Annotated in this window: 32 protein-coding genes; 17 read left to right on the top strand and 15 right to left on the bottom strand. The window is 62.1% G+C overall.

The genetic code is table 11. The annotated features are described in order from the left end of the window. Window positions 1-8: 8 nt before the first annotated feature. On the bottom strand, window positions 9-263 hold the full coding sequence (locus NKI16_RS23110) for a DUF2171 domain-containing protein (protein WP_023674734.1): 255 nt from the start codon (window positions 261-263) through the stop codon (window positions 9-11). 247 nt (window positions 264-510) lie between these two features. On the opposite strand from NKI16_RS23110, the gene NKI16_RS23105 reads away from it, so the two are divergent. From NKI16_RS23105 to NKI16_RS23090, 4 genes are read left to right on the top strand one after another with little or no spacing between them, the layout of a single operon-like run. Further along, on the top strand, window positions 511-1236 hold the full coding sequence (locus NKI16_RS23105; RefSeq protein WP_352590711.1) for a DUF2259 domain-containing protein: 726 nt from the start codon (window positions 511-513) through the stop codon (window positions 1234-1236). A gap of 11 nt (window positions 1237-1247) precedes the next feature. Beyond that, a complete protein-coding gene (locus NKI16_RS23100; RefSeq protein ID WP_352623634.1) occupies window positions 1248-1748 on the top strand; it encodes a hypothetical protein in 501 nt (166 codons plus the stop codon). 59 nt (window positions 1749-1807) lie between these two features. Next, a complete protein-coding gene (gene purB / locus NKI16_RS23095) occupies window positions 1808-3115 on the top strand; it encodes an adenylosuccinate lyase (RefSeq protein WP_352623636.1) in 1308 nt (435 codons plus the stop codon). Then, entirely contained in the window at window positions 3115-3687 is a 573-nt protein-coding gene (locus NKI16_RS23090) for an alpha/beta hydrolase (protein ID WP_352590702.1), read from the top strand. The genes purB and NKI16_RS23090 overlap by 1 nt, the downstream gene beginning before the upstream one ends. Window position 3688: 1 nt before the next feature. Here NKI16_RS23090 and NKI16_RS23085 read toward each other — a convergent pair whose 3' ends face one another. Next, window positions 3689-4501, bottom strand: a complete 813-nt coding sequence (locus NKI16_RS23085; protein WP_352590699.1) for a VOC family protein — start codon at window positions 4499-4501, stop codon at window positions 3689-3691. 271 nt (window positions 4502-4772) lie between these two features. On the opposite strand from NKI16_RS23085, the gene NKI16_RS23080 reads away from it, so the two are divergent. Continuing rightward, entirely contained in the window at window positions 4773-5321 is a 549-nt protein-coding gene (locus NKI16_RS23080) for an RBBP9/YdeN family alpha/beta hydrolase (protein WP_023674728.1), read from the top strand. A 97-nt stretch (window positions 5322-5418) separates the two neighbouring features. Here NKI16_RS23080 and NKI16_RS23075 read toward each other — a convergent pair whose 3' ends face one another. Next, window positions 5419-6192 carry an HpcH/HpaI aldolase family protein gene (locus NKI16_RS23075; protein WP_352623638.1) on the bottom strand — a complete coding sequence of 258 codons (774 nt, stop codon included), beginning with the start codon at window positions 6190-6192 and terminating at the stop codon, window positions 5419-5421. Between the two features lie 118 nt (window positions 6193-6310). Then, entirely contained in the window at window positions 6311-6631 is a 321-nt protein-coding gene (locus tag NKI16_RS23070) for a DUF1476 domain-containing protein (RefSeq protein WP_023674726.1), read from the bottom strand. 270 nt (window positions 6632-6901) lie between these two features. On the opposite strand from NKI16_RS23070, the gene purC reads away from it, so the two are divergent. From purC to NKI16_RS23040, 6 genes are read left to right on the top strand one after another with little or no spacing between them, the layout of a single operon-like run. Further along, window positions 6902-7696, top strand: a complete 795-nt coding sequence (gene purC, locus NKI16_RS23065) for a phosphoribosylaminoimidazolesuccinocarboxamide synthase (RefSeq protein ID WP_023674725.1) — start codon at window positions 6902-6904, stop codon at window positions 7694-7696. A gap of 40 nt (window positions 7697-7736) precedes the next feature. Then, window positions 7737-7979 (top strand): phosphoribosylformylglycinamidine synthase subunit PurS, encoded by a 243-nt coding sequence (gene purS / locus NKI16_RS23060; RefSeq protein ID WP_023674724.1) that lies wholly within the window; start codon window positions 7737-7739, stop codon window positions 7977-7979. A 1-nt stretch (window position 7980) separates the two neighbouring features. Next, a complete protein-coding gene (gene purQ, locus NKI16_RS23055; protein ID WP_352623640.1) occupies window positions 7981-8649 on the top strand; it encodes a phosphoribosylformylglycinamidine synthase subunit PurQ in 669 nt (222 codons plus the stop codon). Window positions 8650-8680: 31 nt separating this feature from the next. Beyond that, the gene (locus NKI16_RS23050) at window positions 8681-9346 is read left to right on the top strand and encodes a glutathione S-transferase family protein (RefSeq protein ID WP_023674722.1); all 666 of its coding nucleotides are present in this window, start codon (window positions 8681-8683) and stop codon (window positions 9344-9346) included. Window positions 9347-9348: 2 nt separating this feature from the next. Then, window positions 9349-9759, top strand: coding sequence for a hypothetical protein (locus tag NKI16_RS23045; protein WP_023674721.1), 411 nt, complete (start codon window positions 9349-9351; stop codon window positions 9757-9759). Window positions 9760-9763: 4 nt separating this feature from the next. Continuing rightward, window positions 9764-10411, top strand: coding sequence for a Pr6Pr family membrane protein (locus NKI16_RS23040; protein ID WP_023674720.1), 648 nt, complete (start codon window positions 9764-9766; stop codon window positions 10409-10411). A 22-nt stretch (window positions 10412-10433) separates the two neighbouring features. Here NKI16_RS23040 and NKI16_RS23035 read toward each other — a convergent pair whose 3' ends face one another. From NKI16_RS23035 to NKI16_RS23025, 3 genes are all read right to left on the bottom strand, one after another. After that, the gene (locus tag NKI16_RS23035) at window positions 10434-10736 is read right to left on the bottom strand and encodes a hypothetical protein (RefSeq protein WP_245274623.1); all 303 of its coding nucleotides are present in this window, start codon (window positions 10734-10736) and stop codon (window positions 10434-10436) included. 97 nt (window positions 10737-10833) lie between these two features. After that, a complete protein-coding gene (locus NKI16_RS23030) occupies window positions 10834-11091 on the bottom strand; it encodes a type II toxin-antitoxin system prevent-host-death family antitoxin (RefSeq protein WP_245274625.1) in 258 nt (85 codons plus the stop codon). Between the two features lie 210 nt (window positions 11092-11301). Beyond that, window positions 11302-11553 carry a DUF1127 domain-containing protein gene (locus tag NKI16_RS23025; RefSeq protein ID WP_023674717.1) on the bottom strand — a complete coding sequence of 84 codons (252 nt, stop codon included), beginning with the start codon at window positions 11551-11553 and terminating at the stop codon, window positions 11302-11304. Between the two features lie 93 nt (window positions 11554-11646). Here NKI16_RS23025 and NKI16_RS23020 point away from each other — a divergent pair, with 93 nt between their 5' ends. From NKI16_RS23020 to NKI16_RS23010, 3 genes are all read left to right on the top strand, one after another. Next, the gene (locus NKI16_RS23020; RefSeq protein WP_352623644.1) at window positions 11647-13059 is read left to right on the top strand and encodes an aminotransferase-like domain-containing protein; all 1413 of its coding nucleotides are present in this window, start codon (window positions 11647-11649) and stop codon (window positions 13057-13059) included. A 148-nt stretch (window positions 13060-13207) separates the two neighbouring features. Continuing rightward, window positions 13208-15445, top strand: a complete 2238-nt coding sequence (purL, locus tag NKI16_RS23015) for a phosphoribosylformylglycinamidine synthase subunit PurL (protein WP_023674715.1) — start codon at window positions 13208-13210, stop codon at window positions 15443-15445. 86 nt (window positions 15446-15531) lie between these two features. Continuing rightward, window positions 15532-15765 carry a BolA/IbaG family iron-sulfur metabolism protein gene (locus NKI16_RS23010; protein ID WP_023674714.1) on the top strand — a complete coding sequence of 78 codons (234 nt, stop codon included), beginning with the start codon at window positions 15532-15534 and terminating at the stop codon, window positions 15763-15765. A gap of 12 nt (window positions 15766-15777) precedes the next feature. Here NKI16_RS23010 and NKI16_RS23005 read toward each other — a convergent pair whose 3' ends face one another. Continuing rightward, a complete protein-coding gene (locus NKI16_RS23005; protein ID WP_352623646.1) occupies window positions 15778-16584 on the bottom strand; it encodes a phosphodiester glycosidase family protein in 807 nt (268 codons plus the stop codon). 163 nt (window positions 16585-16747) lie between these two features. Between NKI16_RS23005 and grxD the strand changes: the two genes are divergently transcribed. Both grxD and NKI16_RS22995 read left to right on the top strand, forming a co-directional pair. Next, window positions 16748-17083, top strand: coding sequence for a Grx4 family monothiol glutaredoxin (gene grxD, locus NKI16_RS23000; RefSeq protein ID WP_023674712.1), 336 nt, complete (start codon window positions 16748-16750; stop codon window positions 17081-17083). Between the two features lie 207 nt (window positions 17084-17290). Next, the gene (locus NKI16_RS22995; RefSeq protein WP_352623656.1) at window positions 17291-18490 is read left to right on the top strand and encodes a multidrug effflux MFS transporter; all 1200 of its coding nucleotides are present in this window, start codon (window positions 17291-17293) and stop codon (window positions 18488-18490) included. 18 nt (window positions 18491-18508) lie between these two features. Here the strand turns inward: NKI16_RS22995 and NKI16_RS34090 are convergent, their stop codons facing one another. From NKI16_RS34090 to rpsD, 4 genes are all read right to left on the bottom strand, one after another. Then, window positions 18509-18916 (bottom strand): UCP034077 family protein, encoded by a 408-nt coding sequence (locus NKI16_RS34090; protein WP_352501584.1) that lies wholly within the window; start codon window positions 18914-18916, stop codon window positions 18509-18511. 49 nt (window positions 18917-18965) lie between these two features. After that, the gene (locus NKI16_RS22985) at window positions 18966-19793 is read right to left on the bottom strand and encodes an inositol monophosphatase family protein (RefSeq protein ID WP_352576004.1); all 828 of its coding nucleotides are present in this window, start codon (window positions 19791-19793) and stop codon (window positions 18966-18968) included. Then, window positions 19783-20670, bottom strand: a complete 888-nt coding sequence (gene ttcA / locus NKI16_RS22980) for a tRNA 2-thiocytidine(32) synthetase TtcA (protein ID WP_352623648.1) — start codon at window positions 20668-20670, stop codon at window positions 19783-19785. Before ttcA ends, NKI16_RS22985 begins: the two co-directional genes overlap by 11 nt. A 152-nt stretch (window positions 20671-20822) precedes the next feature. Then, the gene (gene rpsD / locus NKI16_RS22975) at window positions 20823-21440 is read right to left on the bottom strand and encodes a 30S ribosomal protein S4 (protein WP_352623650.1); all 618 of its coding nucleotides are present in this window, start codon (window positions 21438-21440) and stop codon (window positions 20823-20825) included. Window positions 21441-21820: 380 nt separating this feature from the next. Between rpsD and NKI16_RS22970 the strand changes: the two genes are divergently transcribed. Beyond that, window positions 21821-22033: a hypothetical protein gene (locus NKI16_RS22970; RefSeq protein WP_023674706.1), complete on the top strand. Its 213-nt coding sequence runs from the start codon at window positions 21821-21823 to the stop codon at window positions 22031-22033. 85 nt (window positions 22034-22118) lie between these two features. On the opposite strand, the gene NKI16_RS22965 is transcribed toward NKI16_RS22970, so the two are convergent. The 3 genes from NKI16_RS22965 to NKI16_RS22955 all read right to left on the bottom strand — a co-directional run bounded on the left by NKI16_RS22965 (window position 22119) and on the right by NKI16_RS22955 (window position 23980). Further along, window positions 22119-22307, bottom strand: a complete 189-nt coding sequence (locus tag NKI16_RS22965) for a DUF3008 family protein (RefSeq protein WP_023674705.1) — start codon at window positions 22305-22307, stop codon at window positions 22119-22121. 76 nt (window positions 22308-22383) lie between these two features. Next, window positions 22384-23196 (bottom strand): glutamate racemase, encoded by an 813-nt coding sequence (murI, locus tag NKI16_RS22960; RefSeq protein ID WP_352623651.1) that lies wholly within the window; start codon window positions 23194-23196, stop codon window positions 22384-22386. Window positions 23197-23335: 139 nt separating this feature from the next. Further along, a complete protein-coding gene (locus tag NKI16_RS22955; RefSeq protein ID WP_502897616.1) occupies window positions 23336-23980 on the bottom strand; it encodes a DUF805 domain-containing protein in 645 nt (214 codons plus the stop codon). Window positions 23981-24045: the final 65 nt, after the last annotated feature.

Here is a 24045-nt window from a genome sequence, read left to right as displayed (position 1 = left end):
GATTATGATCAGGTGGGTTCGGATTTTTCTTCCTCGAACGTGACCGCAACATCCGAGTTTGCCGACAGCCGCACCTTCTGGCCCTCGACCTCGGCGACAAGGCTGAGAGGAATGAAGTGGTGATGGCCCCTGTGCGCGCCCTCGCCGCTGTCGCGCTTGGTCAGCTTTATGCGATCTCCGTCAACCTTGTCGACGGTACCGACATGGACGCCGTCGGCACCGATCACTTCCATACGTTCGCGAATCTTGGCTGCATCTGTCATGGGGGTCTCCCTTAGAGCGCCGCGCGTCCCTTTGGACGCGCAAACGACGCTCTAAACATTTTGAATCAATGCATCGTGCCTTCCGAAAATCGATTCTGATTTTCGGAAGGCACAATGCGGTGAAGCTGCCGACAATAACAAACGGCGGCCGGATTGGATGCATCGACTTTGTGTTTCAGTCAGCACGATCTTTTGACGGCATCGTGATAGGAATTTAACGGCGTCGACCGCCGGAATGGAAAGCCCCATGCGAAATCTTGCCCTGTTTGCAGTCTGCCTGCTTGCCCCGCTTGCAACTTTGGCCGCCGCCCACGCAGGCGATGTCGCCGAGCTTGAGATCCTCGGCTTCAGCAGTGATGGCGGGGTCTTTGCCTTCGAGGAATACGGCGTCCAGGACGGATCGGGATTTCCCTATGCGACCCGCTATTATATCGACACGGCCGACGACAGTTTCCTGAAGGGCTCGCCGATACGTGTCCGGCTCGACGACGAGAATGCCACGGTGGCCGCAGCGCGGCTGCAGGCCCGGCAAAGGGGCGAAGCGATCGTCGGTCAGGCGGAACTCACGGCAAATCGCGGCATCACCGCCGGCTTCAACCCGGTGACCGAGCTTTCTGCCGATCCCTTCCGCATGGTGGTCAATCCGCGCCCGATCTTCTCGCCGGTCGACGATCCGCTCGAGTTCCGGCTCGACCAGATCGGCATGAACGACACCGAACGCTGCCAGAGCCAGGGCGAGATCAATGGCTTTCGCCTGCTGCGCATCGAGGCGAAGGATGGCGGCCAGACGAGGATCATTCACGAGGACAAATCGATCCCGCAAAGCAGAGGCTGTCCGAATGGCTACCAGATCGGCGCGGTTCAGACATTTTCGCTGGATAGCGTCAGCACCTATGCCGTGCTGATCGCGGTGCGCCAATACGGCTTCGAAGGGCCGGACTATCGCTGGATCGCGGTAACCGGTCGCCTGTGACGTTCCCCGCCATGCGCTATCGCGCCCTGCATCGTCTCCGCCGCTCCTTGCCGCCGCTGCGCACCGCATTTGCCGGTGCCTTGTTGTGGGCCATGGCGATGGGCGCCAGCGCGCTGCTCAATCTGCTGTTGTACGATTGGGAGACCCCGGCGAAGGTCCGCTTCGTCTCGCTGCTTTATGCTGCCGGCGGCGCGCTGGCCTTCCCGGTTGGGCTGTTTCTGGCGCGGCTCGTCTCGCTCGGACGCCACTGGGAAATCGCCCTCGCCGCCGCCTTCGTCTGCCTTCTCGCCGCGACAATTACCTTCACCGGCGGCCTCTTTGGGCTGCAATACCGCTCCTACTACGTCCAATGGCATGCACCCGCGCTCACCATCACCTGGGTTTTCCAGTTCGTGTTCACGATGTTGACGGCGCTCTACCAGTTCGTCGTCCTCGGCATCCGGCTGTATTTTCCGCTCGGTTTCATTGCGCTAGCTGTCGCCAGTGTCTGGTTTGCGCGCCAGCAACGTTGAGCATTTTGCCTGCCTCTGTTAGGACGCGGGCAAATGCTCTCGCAAGTCAGGACCGACTGATGATCCCTCGCTACTCCCGGCCGGAAATGGTGGCCATCTGGTCGCCCGAAACCCGGTTCCGCATCTGGTTCGAGATCGAGGCCTACGCCTGCGACGCATTGGCCGAGCTCGGCGTCATCCCGAAGGAGGCCGCCAAGACCATCTGGGAGAAAGGCGGAGCGGCGAAGTTCGACGTCGACGCCATCGACGAGATCGAGCGGGTCACCAAGCATGACGTCATCGCCTTTCTCACCCATCTTGCCGAATTCGTCGGGCCGGATGCCCGCTTCATCCACCAGGGCATGACATCCTCCGACGTTCTCGACACCTGTTTTGCCGTGCAGCTCACCCGCGCCAGCGACATCCTGCTGGCCGACATTGACGGGCTGCTTGCGGCGCTCAAGCGCCGCGCCTTCGAGCACAAGGACACGATCACAATCGGCCGCAGCCATGGCATCCATGCCGAGCCGACCACCTTCGGCGTCAAGCTGGCGCAGGCCTATGCCGAATTCTCGCGTTGCCGCGAGAGGCTGGTGCACGCACGCGAGGACATCGCCACCTGCGCCATCTCTGGTGCGGTCGGCACCTTCGCCAATATCGACCCTTATGTCGAAGAATACGTGGCCAAGAAACTCGGACTGAAGCCGGAGCCGGTGTCGACGCAGGTGATCCCGCGCGACCGCCACGCGATGTTCTTCGCCACGCTCGGCGTGATCGCCTCGTCGGTCGAGCGGCTGGCGATCGAGGTGCGCCATCTGCAGCGCACCGAGGTACTTGAAGCAGAAGAGTACTTTTCACCCGGACAGAAGGGCTCGTCGGCGATGCCGCACAAGCGCAACCCGGTGCTGACCGAGAACCTCACCGGCCTTGCCCGCATGGTGCGCTCCTTCGCATTGCCGGCAATGGAGAATGTGGCGCTGTGGCACGAGCGCGACATCTCGCATTCCTCGGTCGAGCGCATGATCGGGCCCGACGCGACGGTGACGCTCGATTTCGCGCTCTCACGCCTGACCAGCGTCGTCGACAAACTGCTGGTCTACCCCGACAACATGCTGAAGAACATGAACAAATTCCGTGGCCTTGTGCATTCGCAGCGCGTGCTGCTGGCGCTGACGCAAGCCGGTGTTTCGCGCGAGGACGCCTACCGGCTGGTGCAGCGCAACGCCATGAAGGTATGGGAGCAAGGCGCTGATTTTCTTGAGGAACTTTTGGCCGACAAGGACGTTGTCGCAGCCTTGCCCGAGGCCGAGATCCGCGAGAAATTCGACTTGGGCTATCATACCAAGCACGTCGATACGATCTTTAGCCGAGTGTTTGGAGAAGCCTGATGATTTCGTCGGCCGGAGATTTCGATTTCCTCGCCCTGCCCGGGCGCGGCAATTCCGGGCCGGATCATTGGATGTCGCATTGGTGCCGGGTGTTCCCCAATTCGAGCCGCGTGCTGCAGGCCGAGTGGGACCGGCCAAAGCCTGAAGACTGGATCGGCCAGGTGGATGCCGCGGTGGCCGCCGCTCCGCGCCGCGTCGTGCTGCTTGCGCATTCGCTGGCGGTGGCGACGGCGGTGAAGTGGGCTGCTGGGGCCAGTCAAGGCCAACTCGACAAGGTCGCGGCGGCATTCCTGGTTGCCGCGACCAATGTCGACGATGCCGATCCCTCATTCGACGCGGTGCGCCCGTTCGCGCCGATGCCGCTGAAGCGCCTGCCCTTCCCGACATTGGTGGTGGCGAGCCGCAGCGACCCACGCGTCACCTTCGACAAGGCGACCGCTTTTGCCGCAGCCTGGGGCGCGGATATCGCCGATGCCGGCGATCTCGGCCATATGGGAAACGAGGCCCGCCTGGGCGTATGGCCAGCGGGCCTGCTCATGCTTGGCCGCTTGCTCGAAAAAGCGAACCTCTAACCTACGCCTTACCGGGAACCGTCCTTATTACCGTGCCCCACGGATCCTCGCGGGTGGTCTCGCTTGCGGCATTGTCCGAGCGCATCTCGACCCAGGCCAAGCCGGAGCGGGCGGGATCGCGGCGACCGGCGCCCGCGCTCTGCCACGCATTTGCGCCAATGTGGTGATGATAGCCGCCGGACGACAGGAACACCGCCGCGCCACCGTACTTTGCCACTGTGTCGAAACCGAACTCCTGATGCCACCATGCTTCGGCTTCTTCCGGCCTGCCGACCCGCAAATGGACGTGGCCGATAATGCTGTTTTCCGGCGCGCCCTGCCAGCCGGTGTCGCCGGCCGGCACCTCGGCAACGACCGACGGAATGTTCAGCCGCTCCGTCGCCATCGCTATCTTGTCACCGTTCCATTTCCAGTCCTGCGGACGGCGGTCGGCATAGATCTCGATGCCGTTGCCTTCCGGATCGGTTAGGTAAAGAGCCTCGCTGACCAGATGATCGGATGCGCCCTCGATGCCGATCTTGCCGGCGATGGCGTGATTGATCCAGCGGCCGAGATCGGCCCGGCTGGGTAGCAGGAAGGCGGTGTGGAAAAGACCGGCGCTGCGCGGGTCATCGGGTTTCGCGGCCGGATCCGCTTCGATGTCGAGCAAAGGGCGATTGACTGCGCCGAGCGTAATCGTGCCGCCGGCGCGGCTCAGTTCCTGCAAACCGACGACTTTGCGATAGTAGGCAGCGAGATTGTCTGCATCGCGCGCCCGCAAGCCGACGCGGGCAACGCTGACCGGGGTCGTCGCGGCAAAAGGCAGTTCGCTCATCAAAGTGCTCCGTTCAGGCGGCGCTCGACAAGCTTCCAACAGAGCAATCCGGCGCCATCAATCATTCTACGCCATGTCCGTGCCAAAATCTCGGAACAGCCATTCTTTCCTGGCGACAGATCGTTGATCGCGATCGTTCACACAAGAGCGCAAGAAGCGAACAGGGTGTTCACAATAGCGAGCAGAACCGGGCTCGTGAGCGGCCGTTTGCGTGTCGCTGTTGAGTTCATACCCGGTTGCACCCGACAGCGCCTCTCGCTACATGCGCGCCATGAAAGTCAGGGAAGCAGATATTCTCATCGTGCCGGGCTACACCAATTCCGGCCCCGATCATTGGCAGAGCCGCTGGCAGTCGAAACTATCGACAGCGCGCCGCGTCGAACAGGCGGAATGGTCGAAGCCGGTGCGCGAGGATTGGACGGCCGGTGTCGCCAAGGCGGTTAACGAGGCCGAGCGGCCGGTCGTCATCGTCGCCCATTCGCTTGGCGTCGCGGCGGTCATTCAAGCATTGCCTCGGTTCGAGAGGCCGGTCGCCGGCGCTTTCTTCGTGGCGCCGCCCGATGTCGCCAATCCAGAGATAAAGCCGAGGCACCTGATGACCTTCGGCCCCTATCCGCGCGACCCGCTGCCGTTTCCGTCGGTGGTGATCGCCAGCCGCAACGACCCGTTCTGCGCCTTCGGCGTCGCCGAGGACATTGCCGGGGCGTGGGGCTCGCTGTTCATCGACGCCGGGGATGCCGGTCATCTCAACGCGGATTCCGGCTTCGGCCCCTGGCCTGAAGGCTCGATGACGTTCGCAAAATTCCTGACGGATCTCTAGAGCGGTTCACCGCTTCACGGAAACGGCGAACCGCTCTATCTCTTTGTTTTGACGCAATTCCGGACGGAAAACCGTTTCACACTTTTCTGGAATTGCTCTAGGAAGCGATCGAATCCCTGACGCTGCTCAGCAGGGTCTTTGCCCCAAGCGAAATCAGCGAATGCTCGGAACCCATCGCCAGCAGCCGGTAACCCATCGACACCACGCGACCGGCGATGGCCGGTTCCATCACATAGATCGCCGCATGCTTGCCGGCTTTGCGGGTGCGCTCGGCGATCGAGGCGACGGTCCCCATCATGCTCTCCAGCGTCGAACTGACGGTGGTGCCCTGCGACCAGGCGATCGAGAAATCCGACGGGCCAAGGAAGATACCGTCGATGCCCGGCGTGTCGAGGATGCCGTCGAGTGCATCAAGCGCGGCCCGCGTTTCGACCATGGCGAACGCCATGGTGCGCTGGTTGCTGTCGCGCAGCCAGTCGGCATAGTCGCCCTTGCCATGGCGCGGAAAAGCATAGGTCGGGCCCCAGGAGCGCTCGCCGAGTGGCGGGTATTTCATTGCGGCAGCAAACAGCTTTGCGTCCGCCACCGAATTCACCATCGGGGCGATCACCGCCTCGGCGCCGAAGTCAAGCGCACGGCTGGCCATGTCGAAGCGGCCGACCGGGATGCGTACCAAAGCCGGCTTGTTGGCGGCCAGCACCGGCACAAGCCCGCGCAGCACGCTATCCTCGTGATGCCCACCATGCTGCATATCGAGCGTAACCGCGTCGAACCCTTGCCTGGCCAGTATCTCGACCGTCAAGGCATCCGGCACGCCGGACCATGCGGTGAACAGCGTCTCGTCGGCCGCAAGGCGTGACTTCAGGGACATTGGCGATTTCCTCTTTGCTTGCAGCAATTCAGCCGGAAATGACCGCAAAGGCAAAGAAAAACCGCCCGGTGAGGCCGGGCGGTCGATTGGTCCAGCATTCGAAGAGTATCGATGGGGATCAGGTGTTCTTGATCTGCTCGATCGCCTGCGCCATCAATTCATCCATGGTGCGGCGGATCTGATGGTCCGACTGGTCGATGCCGGCCGCATCGAAATCCTTGCGTATCTTGCGGAAAACGTCGTGATCGCCGGCTTCCTCGATGTCGCTGACGACCACTTCCCTGGCATAAGCGTCGGCATCGGCGCCGGACTTGCCGAGCTTTTCGGCAGCCCACAGGCCGAGCGCTCTGTTGCGGCGTGCCGCAGCCTTGAACCGAAGTTCCTCGTCGAATGCGAATTTGCGCTCAAAGCCCTCTTCGCGGTCTTTCATGCTGCTCATGGCATCCCTCCGTGAAATCCGATTCGTTGTGCCAATATGTGTTGCCGGAGCACAAACCAAAAGGGCGCCGGCCGGTCAATATGCTACATTGCTTGCTGCGCTGCGGCATTTCGGTGCCCGAAAGCGGTTGATTGAAAGGATTTGCCGATTGAGCAAACAGTGCGATTGGGATAGACACCGGCATTGAACCCCACCGTCGCCATCTTATTTTAGGCAGACGGACAGGAACTGGTCGCTTGCCGCCTGCCCGCAAATCCAGAGAAAAATCAGATGAAAAATCGCCGCCGCATTTATGAAGGCAAGGCCAAGATCCTTTATGAGGGACCGGAGCCTGGCACGCTGATCCAGTTCTTCAAGGACGACGCTACCGCTTTCAACAAGAAGAAGCATGAAATCGTCGATGGCAAAGGCGTGCTCAACAACCGCATTTCCGAGCACATCTTCAACCATCTCAACCGGATGGGCATTCCGACCCACTTCATCCGCCGGCTCAACATGCGCGAGCAGTTGATCAAGGAAGTCGAGATCATCCCGCTCGAAGTGGTGGTGCGCAACGTCGCCGCCGGCTCGCTGGCCAAGCGCCTGGGCATCGAGGAAGGCACCGTGCTGCCGCGCTCGATCATCGAATTCTATTACAAGGCCGATGCGCTCGACGATCCGATGGTCTCGGAAGAGCACATCACCGCCTTCGGCTGGGCGAGCCCGCAGGAGATCGACGATGTCATGGCGCTGGCCATTCGCGTCAACGACTTCCTTTCCGGCCTGTTCATGGGTGTCGGCATCCAGCTCGTCGATTTCAAGATCGAATGCGGCCGCCTGTTCGAAGGCGACATGATGCGCATCGTCGTTGCCGACGAGATCTCGCCGGATTCCTGCCGGCTGTGGGACGTGGCGACGCAGGACAAGCTCGACAAGGACCGCTTCCGCCGCGACATGGGCGGGCTGGTCGAGGCTTATCAGGAAGTTGCCCGCCGTCTCGGCATCATGAACGAGAACGAGCCACCGCGTCCGGCCGGGCCGGTGCTCGTCGCATCGACCGACGGTGTCAAAGGTAAGCCGCACTGACGGCTTGCCCGCTCAACAGGTGAACAGGAGCATGTCCAGCGTGATCAAGGCCCGCATTACCGTAACCCTCAAGAACGGCGTGCTAGACCCACAAGGCAAGGCAATCGAGCACGCGCTGTCCGGAATGGGTTTCGGCGGCGTCGGCCAGGTGCGGCAAGGCAAGGTTTTCGACGTCGAATTGGCCGAGAGCGACAGCGCCAAGGCCGAGGCCGATCTGAAAGCCATGTGCGACAAGCTTCTGGCGAATACAGTGATTGAGAATTACGCGGTGGAGATCGCCTGAGGTGAAATCAGCCGTCGTCCTGCTCCCAGGCCTCAATCGCGACCGCGACATGATCGCGGCGCTGACCAAGATTTCCGGCACGCCGCCGGTCACCGTCTGGCAGACCGACACCGAAATTCCCGATGTCGACCTGATCGCCATTCCCGGCGGCTTTTCGTTCGGCGATTATCTGCGCTGCGGCGCCATTGCCGCGCGCATGCCAGTAATGCGGGCTGTGGCCGAAAAGGCGGCCAAGGGCGTCACGGTCATCGGCGTCTGCAACGGCTTCCAAATCCTGGTCGAGGCCGGCTTGCTGCCGGGCGCATTGATGCGCAATACCTCGCTGAAATTCGTCTGCCGTCAGGTGAAGCTGCAGATCGCCAACGCCAACACGATGTTCACCCGCCGCTATCAGCCGGGCCAGATCATCCGCGCGCCGGTGGCGCACCATGACGGCAATTATTTTGCCGATGCCGAAACGCTGGCCCGCCTCGAAGGCGAAGGCCAGGTGGTGTTCCGCTATGCCGTAGGCACCAATCCCAACGGCTCGATCAACGACATTGCCGGCATCGTCAACGGCCATGGCAATGTGCTCGGCCTGATGCCGCATCCCGAGAACCTGATCGAAGCGGCGCATGGCGGAAGCGACGGCCGGGCGCTGTTCGAAAGCGCGCTGGGCATCGCCGCTTGATACCTTCAATTTTCCTCCTGGAGCGACGGTCATGAAACTCTATTCGCGGCCGTTGTCGCCCTATTCGTCGATCGTGCGGGCGTTGGCCTACATCAAGAACGTGCCGCTCAAGCTCATGGCACCGCCGCCGGGGTTTCCCATCCCCGAGGCATTTCGTGCCATCTCGCCGCTCAACAGGATTCCGGTGCTGATCACCGGTTCCGGCGAAACGATCGTCGAATCGGTAGTCATTGCCGAATATCTGGAGGAGCGTTTCCCCGAGCCGGCGCTGCTGCCCAAGGATACGAAAGACCGGGCGTTGGTGCGCATGTTCGCCCGCATCACCGACCTTGACGTGCTCGCCCCGACCATGAAGCTGTTCGAACTCTATTTCGTGCCGCAGCGCAACGAGGCGGAGATCAAGGCACAGTTCGCCCGATTGCATCACGGGCTTGCGGCAATCGAGGCCCGCATGGCGCATGGCCCGTTCGCGCTCGGCGACGACATCTCCTTTGCCGATGCGTGGTTGACGCCGACCCGCTTCGTCTTCAACAATTTCAGGACAACGATGGGCCGCCCCGATTTGCTTGACGCCTATCCGAAATTCGATGCCTACGAGCAAATCGCCTTGCAGCATCCGGCGCTGTCGCGCGTCTGGGGTGAGATGACAGACGGTCTGAAGATCTTTCTGTCCGAACTCGAGATGGGCGCCGCTTGAACATGAGACCGACGACCACGCGCCTCGCCGTCGCTACTGCCGCCGGGCTTGTACTCGCCTCATGCCAGTCAGGCCCGAAGAGCACGCCGGCGCCGGCGGGCAAGAGCGCGTCACTGCTTGCCATGGAACAGGTGGCAATCGGTGCCCACAAATGCTGGATCGCCAGCAAGGACCCTGCCTTCAAATCTTACCAGATGGCCAACGAACTGAATTCGTTTAGCGGCACGCCCCGCTTCCTGCTGGTGCCGGCCAAGCATTATGGCGGAAAGCCGCTGCTGGTCGTGCAGGCGCAAGGCAATTCGAGCCGCGTCGACGTGTTCGGCCCATTGATGGCGGAACCGCTCGGCGCGCGCATTGGCTCGGACATTGCCCGCTGGCAGGCGGGCAATCCGGCCTGCGGCGCTGCTGCCTAGCCCAATGGGTCGCCTGCTGCAGATCATCGGTCTGGTCGTCGGCCTGGCCGGGCTCGTCCTGCAGCTCTGCATCACCGTTCCGGCGTCAATGGAAGCCGGCCGCGGCTTTGTCGGCTCGCTGGTCTTCTATTTCAGCTTCTTCACCATCCTGACCAACATCGGCGCGGTGCTCGTCCATGCCTCGTTGCTGTCGTCGACGGGTTATGCCTGGTTTCCGGCCTTTTCCGCGCCACGGATGCGGGCGGGCGTAGCCGTCGCCATAACGCTGGTCCTCATCGTTTATGCAACGGTCCTGGCGCAGCTTTGGCAGCCGCAAGGGCTGTTCCTGCTCTGCGATGTGCTCCTGCACTATGTGACGCCGGTGTTGTTCGTGCTGTGGTGGCTTGTGGCAGGCGCCGACGGCTCGACGCGGTGGCGCGACATCTCCTGGTGGATGATCTATCCGATCGCCTATCTGGCCTACGCGCTGCTGCGGGCGCCGATTGCCGGTGAAGTGCCCTACCCGTTCCTCGATCTCGCCAAGAACGGCGCGACCAGCGTCGCCGTCTCGGCTCTGGCCATCACCGGGCTCTTTCTGATGCTGTGCATCGTGGCGGTGCTTGTGGACCACGGTGTCACGCGGATCAGGGCGGCGGGCGTTCATCCGCGATGATGCTCTCCCGCCGCGGCAGCCTTTAGCGTCTTGGCACGGTTCGCGCGGCGCCTGCACGGATCGCCGCAGCAGCTTCGCCAGCGATCCGTGACATGAACTTGCGCGTGAATTGGCCGAGCGGCTTGGCATCTTCGAGCGCCCAGCTCGTCGCGAGATCATCGGTGTTGAATTCGTCGACGATAACCCAGGCTGGGGTAAAGAGGGTGGCGCGGCGGGCCTCGGTCTCAGGAATCTCAACATAGTGCGCGCCAGGTCGTGGCGGCTGGCTCGTGATTGGAAAGAGCAGGGCCTGCTTGCGGCCATTCTTGCCGGCAACGATCAGCATAACGCAAGTCGGCCGCGCCTTGCGTCCGCTTTCCTCGCCCCGGTCATATTCCCTTGCCCACAAATAGGAATAGAGAATGATCTGTCCGTGGCCGGGTTCAGTCATCCCGAACATCATCTCGCGCGACTGCGTCGAGGCCGGTTAGAAGCCTGTCGCGTTCCTCGGCCGACAGATCCTCGACGCGGTGTGCCCGTTGCGCGCTGCGACTGGTGATGCGGTCGAACTGCTCTGCCGTCAGGAGAACGAACTTGCGCTTGCCGCGCTTGGTGATGTCAACAGGGCCGCGGAACGCGGCCTCAACAACCTCGCCGGATTTGTTGCCGAGATCTGTGAGGGTGAAACTTGCCACGGTCATCTCCTTCGTTATCCCGAAAATAAGGGAATTAGCTATTTTCAGCAATACCCCTATTCACTGGAGACGTCGCGAGCGAATGCTGTGAGGGCACGAAGGAGGATGGTATCTCAGTGATGAAGAAGATCGCGTTGGTTCCGATGTCGATATTGACGCTCTCGTCTAACCGCCGATATGCCACGCGACGTTCGAGACGGAGCATCCGGCTGCTTCTCAGTCCCAAAACGCCCTCAGCCCCTCACGATGGGCATCGCAACGCGAGATACCGATGTCCTTGAGCTGGTCGTCAGTCATCTCGAGCAGGACCAGCCGGCTGCGCCGGCGATCCATTAACCCGTCGATCCACCTCGCGAAGGATCTGAGCGTACGCACCAGCCGACTGACATAGGTTGGCCTGCCCGGCGGGCGCGCCACCTGCACCTGCAATTCAACTGCGGCGTAGCGGATTGTCTCTATTGTACCCATTTTCTTTCTGCCAAGATTGCAATTGTGCCTTTTCGTACGCCCCGCTTCATATGTATTGACTCTCATTTCGGTGCAATGTAAAAAATTGTCACCATGACAACTTGGCTTCCAGACCTTACCGCCGGCACCGGCCCGCTCTATCAGCGGCTTGCTGATTCCATCGAGACGGACATCGACCGCGGCCTGATCGGTGCAGGGGCAAAGCTGCCGCCGCAGCGCGATCTGGCATACGACATCGGCACGACCGTCGGCACGGTCGGCAGGGCCTATCAATTGCTGCGCGAGCGGGGATTGGTCAGCGGCGAGGTCGGCCGCGGAACCTATGTCATCGCTCAACAGTCGGAGAGCGCAAAGCCGGATTTCCTGGTGCCGGTCGAACAAGGCACGCGCTATATGGATGCGCCCGGCAACAAGCTGCGCTTCGATAGCACGGCCGCACCGGACGTCGGCCAGGGTGCCATCGTCGCCGACGTGTTGACACGCACGGCGCAAGACCATCCGCATGAGATTTCAAGCTATACTCGTGATTTCCCGGACCGCTGGTTCGAAGCGGGCAGGCGCTGGCTGTCGCGAAATTCCTATCGCCCGGCGGCGGATGCAATCGTTCCCACGCTCGGCACCCACGCCGCAGTGATGGCAACCATTGCGGGGCTCACCGCCCCCGGCGACTATGTCGTCTTCGAGCACCTCACCTATTCGCAGATCTCGCGCAGTGCCGGCCTGATCGGTCGCCGGACCGCACTGGTGGCGACTGACGACGAGGGCATCGATCCCCAGGATTTCGAGCGCGTCTGCGCACAAAAGCACCCGAAGATGATGTTTTTGATGCCGACGGCCAAGAACCCGACGCTGACAACGCTGTCGGCATCGCGCCGCGAGGCAATCGCGCATGTCGCCCGTCAATATAACGTCGTCCTGATCGAGGACGATCTCTATGGCGGACTGACCGATGACCCAACGCCTTTAATGGCCGAATATGCTCCCGAACGGACCATCGTTGCCGGCGGCCTGTCGAAATCGGTTGCGGCGGGTGTTCGCGGCGGCTGGCTCGCTTGCCCGCCGGCCTATCGTCACCGCATCCGGGTTGCCCACAAGATGATGACGGGCGGCCTGCCCTTTCTGCTGGCGGAGGTGGGCAGCCGGCTGGTGCTGTCCGGTCAGGCCGCTGAGGTGCGCAAGCGCAGCATTGCCGAGATCGGTGCGCGCATCGCGATCGTGCGCGAGACACTCGACGGCTTCGATTTCAAGGCGCTGGATAACGTGCCGTTCGTCTGGCTCACTTTGCCGGACCCATGGCTTTCCGGCACTTTCAAGCAGGCCTGCCTCGAACATGGCGTGCTCATCGACGACGAGGACGAGTTCAAGGCAGGGCGTTCCGAACAGGCCTTTCACGGCGTGCGGTTTGGCATCTCGCAACCGCGACAGCGGGACGATATCGCGCACGGGGTCGCGGTAATCCGGCGGCTTCTGGACGAAGGCCGCGCCGGCTACGACAGCTTTTCTTGAACCGGCTTGAAACCGGCGGGTCGAGTGGCGATCTTTCGCTACTTGCGGTCAGCTGTTGCTTTCCATCGTTTTAGTCATCCAACGGGGTGTATCGGCTGCAACGCTTGCGATAAGACGGGACTCGATCCCAAGGACACAATTGCCGATCATGACCATTTCCAATTCCGTGCCGATCACTCCTGAACTCATTGCCGCGCACGGGCTGAAGCCCGACGAGTACCAGCGCATCCTCGACCTGGTCGGGCGCGAACCGAGCTTTACCGAACTTGGTATTTTTTCGGCGATGTGGAACGAGCATTGTTCCTACAAATCCTCGAAGAAGTGGCTGCGCACGCTGCCGACCACCGGGCCGCAAGTCATCCAGGGCCCGGGCGAGAATGCCGGCGTGGTCGATATCGGCGACGGCGACTGCGTCGTCTTCAAGATGGAGAGCCACAACCACCCCTCCTACATCGAGCCCTATCAAGGTGCCGCGACCGGCGTCGGCGGCATCCTGCGCGATGTCTTCACCATGGGCGCGCGACCGATCGCGGCGATGAACGCGCTGCGCTTCGGCGCGCCGGACCACCCCAAAACCAGGCATCTGGTTGCCGGCGTCGTTTCCGGCGTCGGCGGCTACGGCAATTCCTTCGGCGTGCCGACGGTCGGCGGCGAGGTCAATTTCGACGCCCGCTACAACGGCAATATCCTGGTCAATGCGTTTGCCGCGGGCCTCGCGAAGACGGACGCAATCTTTCTGTCCGAGGCCAAGGGCGTCGGCCTGCCGGTCGTCTATCTCGGCGCCAAGACCGGGCGCGACGGCGTCGGCGGCGCCACCATGGCCTCGGCAGAGTTCGACGACAAGATCGACGAGAAGCGGCCCACGGTCCAGGTTGGCGATCCCTTCACCGAAAAATGCCTGCTCGAAGCCTGCCTCGAACTGATGGCGTCCGGCGCCGTTATCGCCATCCAGGACATGGGTGCCGCTGGCCTCACCTGCTCGGCGGTCGAGATGGGCGCCAAGGGCGACCTCGGCATCGAGCTCGACCTCGACAAGGTGCCGGTGCGCGAAGAGCGCATGAGCGCCTATGAGATGATGCTGTCGGAGAGCCAGGAGCGCATGCTGATGGTGCTGCGCCCCGAAAAGGAAAAACAGGCCGAGGCGATCTTCCACAAATGGGGCCTCGACTTTGCCATCGTCGGCAAGACCACCGACGATCTGCGCTTTCGCGTGCTGCATCAGGGCGACGAGGTTGCCAATCTGCCGATCAAGGATCTCGGCGACCAGGCGCCGGAATATGACCGTCCCTGGGTCGAGCCGAAGAAGCCGGCGCCGCTGGCCGGCGATGCACCGCGAACCGATGTGGCCGACGCACTGCTCAAGCTGCTGGGCGGACCGGACCTTTCCTCGCGCCGCTGGGTGTGGGAGCAGTACGACACGCTGATCCAGGGCAATTCCCTGCAGCTTCCCGGCGGCGACGCCGGTGTCGTGCGCGTCGACGGTCATCCGACCAAGGCGCTCGCCTTCTCCTCCGACGTGACGCCGCGCTATTGCGAGGCCGACCCTTACGAGGGCGGCAAGCAGGCGGTTGCCGAATGCTGGCGCAATCTTACCGCCACCGGCGCTCTGCCGCTCGCGGCCACCGACAATCTCAATTTCGGCAATCCGGAACGGCCCGAGATCATGGGCCAGCTGGTTGGTGCTGTGAAAGGCATCGGCGATGCCTGCCGGGCGCTTGGCTTTCCGATCGTCTCCGGCAACGTCTCCCTCTATAATGAGACCAACGGACAGGGCATCCTGCCGACACCAACCATCGGCGGCGTCGGTCTGATTGCCGACTGGTCGAAAATGGTGCGCATCGGCTTTGCCGCCGAAGACCAGATGATCGTGCTGGTCGGCGCCCCGACGATATGGGGCTCGCATCTTGGCCAGTCGGTCTATATGCGCGACATCTTTGGCCGCGCCGACGGCCCGCCGCCGCCGGTCGATCTCGGCCACGAGAAGCGGGTCGGCGACCATGTGCGGGCACTGATCGCCTCCGGTGTTGTTACCGCGGCGCATGACGTTTCCGATGGCGGCATCGCGGTGGCGCTGGCCGAGATGGCGATGGCCTCCGGCATCGGCGCGACCATTCCCGGCCTGATCGGTGCAGATCCGATCCCGGTCTGGTTCGGCGAGGACCAGGGCCGTTATCTGCTGACGCTGTCGATCGACCCGCAGAGCGAGCAATGGGACGCCATTCGCGAACAGCAAAACAAGCTCGGCGTTTTTGCGCCGTGGATCGGCTCGACCGGCGGCAGCGAACTGAAGCTGGGCGAGGCGCGTGCGATACCGGTCAGCGAATTGACCGCCGCCCACGAATCCTGGTTCCCTCGCTTCATGGCAAATGAGGTCGTGGACCCGTGATGTGATCGAGTGGGCCCCTTTCCCTGTGGTTCATCCGCCATTTCGACCATATCTATGAGATCACGACCTGAACAAGGAATCCTCACATGGCAATGGACGCCCACGACATCGAACGGCTGATCAAGGAAGGCATTCCGGACGCCAAGGTGACGATTCGCGACCTGGCCGGCGACGGCGACCATTATGCGGCTGAGGTTGTGGCCGAAAGCTTTCGCGGCAAAAGCCGCGTCCAGCAGCACCAGATGGTCTATGACGCGCTGAAGGGCAACATGGGCGGCGTACTGCACGCGCTTGCCCTGCAGACCAGCGTGCCGGACTGAGCTCTCTTGCAGTTACCGGCTCGCAAGCTTCTTACCGGTCACGGCAATGATCGGCCCCGCCGGATACTTTCCACCCACAATCATCCGCTCGCCGTTCGACAGCGCCGAAACGACCCCGTCGAAGAAAAGCGCGTTGGGACAATCGAGCGCATCCCGGAATAGCCGTGCGAAGCTGCCGAGGCTGACTTCAGAGCGTGAGATCGCCAGCACGACCGTATTTTCGTCACGCACGCCGACGCCATTGCGGATATAGCGTGATGTGCCGTTCTGCTCGAAGCGGGGATGAAGCCGGCCGTCTATCACCAGCATCGGGCCGGATTGCGTGGCAAACATCACGTCCAGTCTGGTCGCAGCATAGGCGCTTGTCTCCATGACCGCCGCCTTGCCGTCCTTGCGGACCAGGAATACGCCATTCGGTTTCAGGAAGAAATTGCCTCCGCTGTCGGCGACGTTGATCGGCGCCTTCTCCCGGCCGTCTTCGACGAGAAGGCCGACTGGGGTCAGGTCTTGGTGATACATGCCGGCGTTCATGGCGAGCAGCACCGTCCGGCCCTGATCCGCCATCGCCTTGTCGAATTTGTCCAGTGAACCGAAAGCCTTGCCGTCGAGGCCTGTGTGGAACACACCGACGTCATAGCGGCGCAGATCGATTTCGCAGACGACATAGGCGACCGCCTCGAAGCTCGTATCGCGGCACGGCGCCGGTAATTCACCGCCGACGACGAGAGATGGCTGTCTCGGCGACCTGGCCCACCAGATCAAGGACAGTGCGGCGAACAGAACGGCGAGGAGGAACCCGGCGAGATATCGTCTTTTCATCGCGCCTCGGGAAAGATGGTGGCCAACGCTCTTGGCCCAAGATCAGACGTTCCTTTGCGCCATTTGCGTGGCAAGGCGGCAAACATCTTGTTTCGCGCAACCCATGGGTTTATTTGAAGGGTAATGTTCGAGCCTGACTCCCACAGGCATGAAAGGGTATTCCATGAGCGGCATCAACGACTACATCGACAATGAAGTGAAGGGCAACGACGTCGTTCTCTTCATGAAGGGCACGCCCGGCTTCCCGCAATGCGGATTTTCCGGCCAGGTCGTGCAGATCCTCGACTATATCGGCGCCGACTATAAGGGCGTCGACGTGCTGACGTCGGCCGAACTGCGGCAAGGCATCAAGGACTATTCCAATTGGCCGACCATCCCGCAGCTCTACGTCAAGGGCGAGTTCGTCGGCGGCTGCGACATCATCCGCGAGATGTTCCAGGCGGGCGAATTGCAGACCTTCCTCGTCGAAAAGGGCGTCAGCGTCAAAGGCGCCGCCTGACTTCTGTTTCTGCGTATGACCTTCCGCCTGCGATTTTCGGGGGTCATGCGCTAAGCGCCGGGGCAGCCCCCACCTTGGCAAAAAGTTCTGCCCGCTATCGGGCAATCAACGAATGGATGCGTCGGCACGCCGGCGCATTTTCGTTTGAAGATCGGACTGGCCGTGGATCAGCAAGCACAAGCGCAGCAAAAGGCAGGCATCTTGCCTATTCCGCGCTGGGAATTCATTGCGCTATGCGCGGCGCTGATGGCGCTCAATTCGCTGGCCATCGATATCATGCTGCCGGCGCTGCAGCAGATCGGCGCTTCGCTTGGCATCGAAAATGAAAACCACCGGCAATATGTGGTCACCGCCTATATCCTTGGCTTTGGCGGCGGACAGCTGTTCTTCGGGCCGATCTCGGACCGCTTCGGGCGCCGCGCGCCTCTAGTCGCAGGGCTGGTGATCTACGTCCTGGCGGCCGGCGCTGCGGCAATCGCCCCGTCATTCACCACGCTTCTGCTATACCGGGCGGTGCAAGGCATCGGCGCGGCGGCGACGCGCGTCATTGCCGTCTCGATCGTGCGCGATACGTTCGACGGAAGGCGCATGGCCGAAGTCATGTCCTTGATCTTCATGGTGTTCATGGCCATTCCGGTGGTGGCGCCCGGTATCGGCCAGTTCATCATGCTGTTTGCGACCTGGCATGTGATCTTCGTCACCATGGCAGCCGGCGCGCTGATCGTGTCCGCCTGGTCGCTGCTGCGCCTGCCCGAGACACTACACCCCGAATATCGCCGGCCGCTGACGGTATCCTCCATCATCGGTGGCTTCCGCATCGTTCTCACCAACCGCATCGCGCTCTGTTATGCCTTCGCCAGCACCTTCATCTTCGGCGCCATGTTCGGCTTCATCGCCTCGGCCCAGCAGATCTATGTCAGCGTGTTCAATGTCGGCGAGATGTTCCCGGTCATCTTCGCGGGGGTTGCCGGCGTGCTTGCTTTTTCGAACTACCTCAACTCGCGCCTCGTCGGCCGCATCGGCATGCGCCGGCTGTCGCAAAGCGCGCTGCTGCTGTTTCTGGCCATCAGCCTTGCCTGGCTGGTCGTTTCCATCGAAATAAAGATGCCGCTCTGGCTCTTCATTACCTTCTTTGCCTGCGCCATGGTCCCGTTCGGCGCGCTCGGCGCCAACTTCAACGCGCTCGCCATGGAGCCGCTGGGGCACCTGGCCGGCACTGCGTCGTCGATCCTTGGATTCATGCAGACATTTCTTGGCGGCATTCTCGGCACGCTGATCGGCCAAGCCTTCAACGGCACGGTGACGCCGCTGGCCGCCGGGTTCTGCAGCGTGTCGGTGGCGGCGCTGCTGATGATCCTGCTGGCCGAGCGCGGCAGACTGTTCCAGCCGCATAACCCGCCGGTCTAATGCACATTGCGCGTGCGCCTAGGATGCACCCTCACTGACCGCGGTGAAGCGAGGGAACAGCGTACGTCCTGCGATTGCTCCACCCATACTGTCCGAAACGGGCAGTGGAAGAGCCTTGTCGAGCGCCTCGAGGACGGAAGCCACGAAGGCCCGGTTGAGCGGACCATCGTCCCCTAGATGGGAGTAAGTGGCGCGCGGCTTGCCGATAAGCGTGCCGTTTCGGCGAATTGAGAACTGCAGTGTCAGGGTCATGCCCGCGGTTCCGGGCGGCGGCTTCCAACAGGCGAAGATCGCGGAGAACATCTCGTCTATGGTGTCGACGGAGTCGGGACTGCGACATGCGCGTTCCCCAGCGCTTGCTTCATTGACACCGGCAACCAAGGCAAGGGCAAAGGCCGTTGCAACAATTGCGGACCGAGGTTTCATTCGAGATCTCCGGTTTCGCACAAGATTGGACAACTTTGGCAGCGAAGAGTTATTCCGCCCAGAGCTCGCGGCGCAGCTCTCGCCAGCTCTCCCTGTCCGGCGCGACCAGCAGGCCGCCCCCGACATGCGACGGCAGATAGGCGCTGCCGTCGAAGCGCGCGGCATGGCCGCCGGCCTCTGCATGGATCAGCACGCCGGCCAAGTGGTCCCAAGGCATCAGCTTGTTGTAGACGACGAAATGGCCGTGGCCGCTGGCCAGCAGGCGGTATTCGTGGGCGGCGCAGCGATAGTTGAACTGCGATAGCGACTTGGTCTGGTTGCGCGCCAAACGTGAGCGGTCCGGCTCGGGCACATAGTGCCATGAGACCGCACCGGTCATTTCCGACATCGGCGCCGGTTTGGCGACATGGACCTTTTCCAGATCGCCATGGGCATGGCGGATATGGCTGCCGGCGCCACTAACGCCGATCAGCCAATCCTTGCCGACGGGATCGTGAATGATGCCGGCGACCGTCTCGCCCTTGATCACGACGCCAAGCATGACGCCGAACAGCGGCACGCCGGAGGCGAAGTTGAAGGTGCCGTCGACCGGGTCGATGACGAAGGCGAGTTCGGCATCGCCGAGACCGTCGAGCAGCGTCGGGTCGTCGGAGCAGGCCTCCTCGCCGACGATCATTGCGTGGGGATAACGCTGGCGCAGCCTGGCGGTGATGAGCCGTTCGGCATTGACGTCGGCCTCGGTGACGAGATCGGCGGCCGAGGTCTTGCGACGGACGTCGCCCTCGCTCAACCGGCGAAAGCGTGGCATGATCTCGGCGACGGCGGCTTCCGACAGAAGGTCGGCAAGCCAGTCGATCGCGCTATCGTCAAATGTCATCGGGACGCCTGGTGGTGAGGGTTTCGTTGAGGGCGGCGAAATCGAACAGCTTCCTGTCGAGCAGATGCGAACGCCGCACATTGGTCATGGCGTGGATCATCGTGTCCTTGCGGCCGGGCATGCGCTTCTCGATGTCGTCGAGCATCGCCTTCATGGCGTTGCGCTGCAGGCCTTCCTGGCTACCGCACAGATCGCACGGAATGATCGGGAATTTCATGGCGCCGGCGAATTTCTCGAGATCGGCTTCCGCACAATAGGCGAGCGGCCGCAGCACCATGACATCGCCTTCGTCATTGAGCAGCTTCGGCGGCATGGCGGCCAGGCGCCCGCCATGGAACAGGTTCATGAAGAAGGTTTCCAGTATGTCCTCGCGGTGGTGGCCGAGCACCAGCGCCGAGCAGCCCTCCTCGCGGGCAATGCGATAGAGATGGCCGCGCCGTAGCCGCGAGCACAGCGAGCAATAGGTGCTGCCCTCGGCCAGCTTGTCGGTGACCACCGAATAGGTGTCCTGATATTCGATGCGATGCGGAATGGCATATCTATCGAGATAATCGGGCAATATGTGCTTGGGAAAGTTCGGCTGGCCCTGGTCGAGATTGCAGGCCAACAGCTCGACCGGCAGCAGCCCGCGCCATTTGAGATCGAGCAGCACGGCAAGCAGGCCGTAGGAATCCTTGCCGCCCGACAGAGCGACCAGCCAGCGGTCGCCGGGCCTCACCATGGAGAAATCGTCGATCGCCTGCCGGGCAAGCCGCAACAGCCGCTTGCGCAGCTTGTTGAACTCGACGGAGGACGGCACATCGGCAAACAGCGGATGAAAGCCGCCTTCGGTGTCGGCGACCGGTTCGAGTGTTTCGGCGTCTGGCAGCATATTCATGGCGCTTCGGCCCCAAGATCCTGTTGCAGCCCGCAGTACCGCATCGGACCGAAAATCGAAATCGATTTCGGAATCACGCCGCGGAAAAGGAACGAAAAAGAAAAGGCCGCCTCGACGGGCGGCCTTCGATTGTATCGCGACGAACGCGCCGATCAGCGTGAATAGAACTCGACGACCAGGTTCGGTTCCATCTGCACGGCAAACGGAACGTCCGCCAGGCCGGGGATGCGCGTGAAAGCCGCGGTCATCTTGTTGTGATCGGCCTCGATGTAATCGGGCACGTCGCGCTCGGCCAGGCCCACCGATTCCAGCACGATGACCAGCTGCTTCGACTTCTCGCGCACTTCGATGACGTCGCCCGGCTTGCAGCGGTACGAGCCGATGTTGACACGCCTGCCGTTGACGTTGACGTGGCCGTGATTGACGAACTGGCGCGCCGCAAAGATGGTCGGCACGAACTTGGCGCGGTAGACGACTGCGTCGAGGCGCGATTCGAGCAGGCCGATCAGGTTCTCCGAGGTGTCGCCCTTGCGGCGGTCCGCCTCTTCATAGACCTTGCGGAACTGCTTTTCCGAAACGTCGCCGTAGTGGCCCTTCAGCTTCTGCTTGGCGCGCAGCTGCAGGCCGAAATCGGAAAGCTTGCCCTTGCGGCGCTGGCCATGCTGGCCGGGGCCGTATTCACGCTTGTTGACCGGGGACTTCGGGCGGCCCCAGATGTTTTCGCCAAGACGGCGGTCGATCTTGTACTTCGCGGATTCGCGCTTGCTCATCGCATTCCCTTTCAAAACAATGCACCCGGAACCTCATGATCCGGGTGAAGGAAACGCGCCCTCCTCTGGCCCCCGTTTTCGAGACCTGACAGGGTTTTCCACGCAACGCGACGGAAAACCCACGGGACACGTCATTTCAAACAAGACATAGGGAAAGTAAAACCGGCTTCCCAAACGTCTTGCACACATAAAGAAAACCACCGGGCATTGCGGCCCGGTGTTGGTGGGCTGGTTAAACGGAGATTTAACCGCTGTCAAGCTTCTGGCTGGCGCGAATCGCCGAACCGGATAGTGTTACGGTTGTAGAACGTGCCGGATGTGGCGGGAGGTTGCGCCAGCGGCATCAGGAAGGGACTGAAGTCAGAGGAGCTGGAATTCGCATGAAGAAGTTCTTCCTTACGTTGGTAGGAGCCGCGGTGATGGCCGGCACGATGGCGGTCGCGCCCGAGCCGGCGCAGGCCCGGCATTGGCATGGGCACAGGCATCACCAGGTCTGCCGCATCGTGGTCAAGAAGAAGGTGGTGTGGCGCCACGGTCATCGCAAGGTGATCCGCTACAAAGTGCGGCGCTGCGGGTGGGGCTGGAACTGGTAATTTTCGTCCCGTTGAGACTTCATGGCCCGCGGCTCAGCCGCGGGCCTTTTATTGACCGGCATCCGCCGTCAGAATGGCCAGTCGATCAGTGTTTCGACTTCTTTTCCGGCAGGCCCTTGCGCTTGGTCTCGGCGAATTCCTCGAGCTGTTTTTCGCTCATGGATTTATACATTCCCTTCGACGCGCCTTTGAGCGCGCCCTTCTTGGTCTCGCCGCGCTTGGCTGACAATGCCGCGCCGGCCGCTTTCTGCTGGGCTTTTGAGGTGGCTGGCATGATGGTTTCTCCCGTTTCCAATGAGAGGAAAACGCATTGTCCGGTGTGATGTTCCCAAAGCGAAAATTGCCTGCGATCAGGATATCGCCAGGCCAAATCCCTGCATCAGCCGGCGCGTCGGAAAATCGGCGCTGTTCGAGGTGAAGAATGCAAGGTCGGCGCCTTCCGGCAGTGCCTCTCTGCGATAACCGGCCTCGGTATCGGCAAGCAGCGACAGCGCGCGGCGTGCGATCGCCTCGGCCGGGTCGAGCCAGTCGACCGGCCACGGTGCTGTCTTGCGCATGCGGTTGGCCAAAAACGGATAATGGGTGCAGGCAAGCACGACGATGTCGGTGCGCAGCCCGTCATGCTCGACGAAGCACGGCGCGATCTCGGCGCGCACGGCGTCCTCGTCGACAAAACCATCGCGCATATAGGCTTCGGCCAATCCAGCCAGCCTGTCGCTGCCGACCAGGCGGACATGGCATTTCTGCGCCCATTTGCTGATCAGGTCGCGCGTGTACTGGCGCTTGACGGTGCCGGGCGTCGCCAGCACCGAAACCAGACCTGAGCGCGTGCGTTCCGCCGCCGGCTTGATGGCCGGCACGGTGCCGACGAAAGGATGGCCGGGAAACCTCTCGCGCAACGCATCGATGACCAGCGTCGAGGCGGTGTTGCAGGCGATGACCGAAATGGCCGGCGAAAACCGGTCGAGCAGCCTGGCGAACAACTCCAGGATATGTGTTCTCAGCGCTGGCTCCTCCCAGCCGCCGAAGGGGAACGCCGCGTCGTCGGCGACATAGATGAAGCGGCGGTCAGGCATCAGCACGCGCGCCTCACGCAGCACGGTGAGGCCGCCAATGCCGGAATCGAACATCAGGATCGGACGGGCGCTCGATGGATCGGTCATTGTCATTGAGTCACTAAGGGCTGGGAATCACAAACGAGATCACGAGGGAGGCCCGGCCCATGCTTGCTGCTTCGGCCAATGATGCTTTATCCCGGCCGCTTCTATGTGGAACCATCATGGCCTTGATGCGGCGAGCCGGTCACACAAGGCCGCGCTTGCCGAAGCCGCTGGGCCGCGGCCGGCCGTTCGCCGGAGATGCAGGTTGAGATGCAGGGTGGTTCGACGGCACCGGCGCGGCCCGCGTGGCGTAGGCTGGAGCCTGGGCCGTCACGCCGGCGGCTGACTCTGAATAGGGCGCCCCGCGACCGCGCAGCGGCCCGGGCGGGTCGAAATCGTCGAAACTCAGGGATGACGCCATATCCGAAGAGCCGCCACCCGCCGGCTTGCCCGCCAAGATGACGGCCCACAGCCCGACAAGAGCTAATCCCAGCAGGTTAAGGCCGGAATGCGAATCTTCGCCGTCGAATTTTACGACAAGAACAGTACCGGCCTGCAGGATCGCGAACAGCGTCGAGAACACGATATACGACCAAAGGATCCAACCCGACCCTTGCGCGTCGCGACTTCGACGCCAGGCGAAATTCGCGCGGAACAGAACGATCACCAGCGAGGTAACGAGAACAGCCGCGGCCAGCCCTTCCCTGGAAGGACCGGGTTTCGAATTGGCCAAACCCTCGAAGCCGACGGTCCCCACGACGCACAGCACAAAGGTCACGATTTCCGCAACCAGCAAGGCCGCGGAATAGAAGAAAAAGCGAAGACGCCCGATATTTGAATTGAACATCGAAAGGATCCATCGTTCGCCGGACAATGGATCACACCAAATAACATTCGGTTACTGGTGAGGTA

It is taken from the genome of Mesorhizobium sp. M0698, from assembly GCF_040320455.1.
In the GTDB taxonomy this organism is placed as follows: Bacteria; Pseudomonadota; Alphaproteobacteria; order Rhizobiales; family Rhizobiaceae; genus Mesorhizobium.
Note: the sequence above shows the minus strand (reverse complement) of the source record. Positions and strands in the feature narration are given on the sequence as shown.